This window comes from Candidatus Caldatribacterium sp. (assembly GCA_014359405.1).
Classification (GTDB): Bacteria; Atribacterota; Atribacteria; order Atribacterales; family Caldatribacteriaceae; genus Caldatribacterium; species Caldatribacterium oleiphilum.
Genome location: JACIZN010000161.1, coordinates 1 through 3,157 on the forward strand (window position 1 = coordinate 1; position 3,157 = coordinate 3,157).

Here is a 3,157-nt window from a genome sequence, read left to right on the forward strand (position 1 = left end):
TACCTTCTGCGGATTGCGTTCCTTGCCGCCCTTCTTTTTGTTGCCCTTCATAGCTATTTCAAGACGAAGTTCCTCGTTCGGGAAAGAGTCTGGTACCTTGCCTTCTATGGGGGCCTTGCCCTTGCCTCTCTTGGGATTCTCATTGCCCCCTTCCCGGAAGCCTTCCTTCTCTTTGCAGGGCTTTCGCTTTTCCTTTTCGGTGTGGGGGGCATTGTGCGGTACTTTAAGCGCTCTTCCATCCGGGACTACCTCACCGGGCTCTACTCCCGGGTGTACTTCTTTGAAGAGTGGCTCCCCCGGGAGGTGAAGCGGCAAAACCGTTCCGGTGGGAGCATTGCCTTTGCCATGATTGATATCGATGGCCTAAAGAGGGTGAACGACCAGAGCGGGCACCATGCCGGGGACAGACTCCTCCAAAGGTTTGCCTCGGTGGTGCTTTGCAGTATCCGCAGGGAGGATGCCGCCGTTCGCTTTGGGGGAGATGAAATCCTCCTTGCCTTCCCAGGGGGGCAGGAAGAGGGAGTAAGAAAGGCTCTGAGGCGGATAGAGGAAGCCCTGCCAGATATCCCCTTTTCCTGGGGAGTGAGTGTCTGGGAGGGAAAAGGAGACCCTGAGGAAGCCATAAGGACAGCAGACTGCCGCATGTACGAGAGGAAGAGGGCCAAGAAGAACGGAGAGAATTCCTGGTGCGAGAGGCGGGAGTCGAACCCGCACGGGCTTTCACCCACTGGATCCTAAGTCCAGCGCGTCTTCCGTTCCGCCACTCTATATAGCCTCCGCCAGGTGGCGTCAATAAAGCTGGGGGCTTTGTGGATCGATCTGGGTTTCGTTCACGGCATACCCATGGAGGAATCCCGCCCTCTGTGTGGGACCCCTGCATTCCTTCCGTCTCTTGAAGTCCTCTTGAACCGGTGACGGGTTCTGCACTCCGAATCCCGGAAGCATCGCCTCGGACCTTGGGAGGGACACGGAGGTCTCTGGTCCTCAGCGATACACCGCTTCAGTGTTTCCACATCCTCAGGATCGTCCACTATGTGCATTTTCCTCCACCGTGTTATCGATGCTGTCTCTACCACCCCGTGACAACCAGACGATGTGGTGGGTTTCCAAATAGGGTTCACCATTCTGATCGCAAAAGGGAACCGGATTACCACACAACTGGCATCTTCCCTGGGCTCTGCGCTTGGCATATTCAGCCACGTACTGGTTACCACTTGCCACTCCTTAGGGGCTCCGTCAATCGTTGCTGCTCTTTTCTGCAATTCGTCGTTGCTCAATTCCCTTGCTTGTATCTTACGGCGCTCTTCCCTGCGCTGAAGGTACTCATGAGGTAGAACTGGCTCACCACCGCAGAGGTGAAGGGCTCCCCCACAAGACACCGACATTTCTGAGGGCAGGGCCAAACGAACCTGCTTTTATGGTTTATAATTCCCCTTAGGGAGGGGCTGCTTTTAAGCCTTCCCCCGAACTTCAAAGCAGAAGGGAGTCCTTACAGTGCGGAAGAGCTTTGTTTTCCTTCTTGTGGTGGTGCTGGTTCTCTTTTCCTCGATTGCCCACGCTGAAGATCGCGAGTTCTTCGAACTCTTTGCAGTTGGAACTCCTCAGGATGTGCAAAGGGCTATAGAAGAGGGAGTTGACGTCAACGCCCGGGATAAGAGTGGTGCAACGCTCCTCATGTGGGCAGCCATGCTGAACGAAAACCCCGAAGTCGTCCGGGTCCTTCTTGAAGCCGGAGCCGATGCCACCCTCACGAACTCCCTGGGTAAGAAAGCCATCGACTACGCCAGGGAGAACCCCGCCCTCAAGGATACCGATGTCTTCTGGGAACTCTACAACCGGAGCTTCTGAGACGGGGGTTGGTCTCTGGCTAATAGCAGGGGAAGCAGAGTGCCGAAGGAGTTTGGCCCTCCGGGCTGCCGGGGGTCCTCAGGAGGAGACGGAGCACCGGTTTCCCTGATGCCCTTTGCGCAGGTAGGAGCCGCCGAGGTTGTTGCTCTGACTCCTCGGTTACCATGCCCAGGATTGTCGTCGACCTCCGGTAGCGCAAAAGTGCGCAGGTGTAGACGACACTTCAGAAAATTTTCCTCCAGGGCTTGACAGAGGGAAAAAGACGTGGCTTCATGAACATAAGGGCACCTTGGCAAGTGAATAGGGGCTCTTCAGAGAATCCTTATTTTAAGCCTATCGAACGGGTTTGTAGCCTACCTATGAGGGATTGAAACGCCCCTCGCATTGAGGCAGTTGTCCGCTACATTCAGGTTTGTAGCCTACCTATGAGGGATTGAAACTAATGTAGCAGGGGATGTCTGTGAGTCCCGCTTCGCAGTTTGTAGCCTACCTATGAGGGATGAAAAAAGCGGGGATTGGGCATTGGGAATTGGGGATTGGGGAGCTATACACCAGAACCAATTCCCATTGGCTAATTCCTACTTCCCAAATCCTGCCTTTTGTGCCTACCTATCGGGGATTGAAACATTTGTAGGCTGAAGAGGGAAGTTAAGCATTATTCTCAGCTACCAGGTAGGGGGCTTGTGCAGATTTGTTCCCGGAATTACTTCCGGTAACTGGCATTTTGATAGAGTAGACTTGCGGATATACCTTAAATCATCGGCATATTCTAATAGTCTTGAAGTGGGCTTTTTCATCCTTGTTTTGCCCTCTTTGGAGATTGGTGGGACTAACAGGATTCTTTTCCTGTTTTGTTCTTTTACCAATCTCAGCGCCTCCGCTAAATCGCTGTCGTTTGAGACAACCACTGCCCAGTCGTAGAGATTGAGCCATGCATCATTTAAAAGATGGACGGCAAGGTTTACATCGGATCCCTTTTCCTCGGGTTCTATTACGCAGGCGTATTCAATGCTCTTTCCGTCGTTGTCTTGAATGGGATTTTTTAACTTTCTTTTCCTTTCACTGATGAGAAAGGTGCCGTATATTACCTCGATCTCGGGAATATGCCTTTGCAAAGCTTCTAAGTACACCTTTTGCCTATGAGGGGCTTCGGGGTCTTGGGGGAAACTTTTAACCTCGGCGGTGAAGTACTTTATCTTGAGAATCTCCAAATCCTTCGGGAGGATCCTCCGAAACAGGCTCTGAAGTCTAACCATTTGTAGGGCGTGTTTTTAACCAAACCGGAGTAGAAATTCAGTCCGTCAACGTA

The 3,157-nt window shown here is 52.6% G+C and carries 2 protein-coding genes and 2 pseudogenes; 2 read left to right on the top strand and 2 right to left on the bottom strand.

All coding sequences use genetic code 11. From position 1 onward, the window contains the following. Positions 1-738 (top strand): diguanylate cyclase (locus H5U36_09775; protein ID MBC7218397.1); only part of this gene is annotated, 738 nt, incomplete at its 5' end. Positions 739-830: 92 nt separating this feature from the next. Here the strand turns inward: H5U36_09775 and H5U36_09780 are convergent. Further along, positions 831-1,221 (bottom strand): annotated as a pseudogene (locus H5U36_09780) (HNH endonuclease). Between the two features lie 273 nt (positions 1,222-1,494). Between H5U36_09780 and H5U36_09785 the strand changes: the two are divergent. Continuing rightward, on the top strand, positions 1,495-1,848 hold the full coding sequence (locus tag H5U36_09785; protein ID MBC7218398.1) for a hypothetical protein: 354 nt from the start codon (positions 1,495-1,497) through the stop codon (positions 1,846-1,848). Between the two features lie 665 nt (positions 1,849-2,513). Here H5U36_09785 and H5U36_09790 read toward each other — a convergent pair. Next, positions 2,514-3,157 (bottom strand): annotated as a pseudogene (locus H5U36_09790) (NYN domain-containing protein).